2 protein-coding genes are annotated in these 1,346 nt (G+C 59.3%); both read right to left on the reverse strand.

Features of this window, described 5'->3' with window-relative positions:
• The coding region (locus AC1DT2_RS23545) for a GDP-mannose 4,6-dehydratase (protein WP_477299102.1) at positions 1–867 on the reverse strand (867 nt) is incomplete at its 3' end.
• An 82-nt stretch (positions 868–949) separates the two neighbouring features.
• Positions 950–1,346: phospholipase domain-containing protein (locus AC1DT2_RS23550; protein WP_477299103.1), on the reverse strand; the 397-nt coding region annotated here is incomplete at its 5' end.

Here is a 1,346-nt window from a genome sequence, read left to right on the forward strand (position 1 = left end):
GACCAGGACCTTGCCCGTCTTGCGGCACGTACCCGTTTCGCTCTCTTCGCTTCCCTTCCACTCGATGTCGATATCGACGGCAGCGAACGCGAGCGTCACGAAATCACGTACGGTTTCGGTGCGATTGGTGGCAAGCACGAATGTATCCGGCTCGTCCGCCTGAAGCATCCGCCACATGCCTTCAACGTATTCTTTGGCGAAGCCCCAGTCGCGCTTGGCGTCSAGGTTGCCGAGTTCGAGAACATCGAGCTTACCCAGCTTGATCTTTGCCACCGAGTCGGTGATTTTGCGCGTGACAAATTCACGGCCACGCAACGGTGATTCGTGATTGAAAAGAATGCCGCTGGAACCGAAGATTCCATACGACTCACGGTAGTTCACGGTCATCCAGTGGGCGTAGAGCTTGGCCACTCCATACGGGCTGCGCGGATAGAACGGGGTATCTTCCTTCTGAGGCACGGCCTGCACCTTGCCGAACATCTCCGAGGTCGACGCCTGATAGAAGCGGATCTTCGGATTGACGATGCGGATGGCCTCCAGCATGTGCAGTGCACCCACGCCGGTGATCTGGGCGGTCGTTGCCGGTTGGTCGAACGAAACGCCGACGAAGCTCTGCGCCGCGAGGTTATACACCTCGGTCGCACCGGTATTCTGGAGCAGGCGAATGGCCGAACCGCCGTCGGTCAGATCGAACTCGACCAGTTCGAGATTCGGATGGTTCTGGATGCCCAGCTCTTCGATCCGCCAGAAGTTGACCGAACTCGTGCGCCGATACGTCCCGAAGACCCGGTAGCCCTTGGAAAGCAGCAACTCGGCGAGGTAGGCGCCGTCCTGGCCCGAAATTCCAGTGATCAATGCTGTTTTCATCAGTGTCCGTCGTTGCAAATGATTGATTTTCTAGGGCAAGCTATTGTCCATGAGCTGCCTCGCCGACTCAAGTCCGGCAGCATTACTGGGCGGGATCACTGATGCTTGGCCTGCCATTCTCCCATCGCCCTGCGAAACGGTGGGCCAACGCCTCACCGACGACCGAGAAGTCGTACCAGTTTCCCACCGAATCAATCTTCCACGCCCGCTCGGTACTGGCGCCCGGCGCCAGGGACAGGATCATGCCGCCGTCGTTCTTTCGATAGGCGTTGAACTGGAGGCCCAGGCTGGCGTCGCGAACGCCTCGGTTGGTGAGTCCGAGAACCAGCTCGCGAGCGCCAGCGTCGTGGCGAATAGTCAACTCGATGCCGGCATCGTGTTCGTTGGCTACGTCGCCCTCGAACGATCGAAAGAAACCGTTGGGGCCGAACACTTCGAGATCGTAGCGTCCACCATCGACCAACGCCGGGCGCCAGATG

The sequence above is a fragment of the Luteibacter sp. P4_E6 genome, assembly GCF_056401535.1.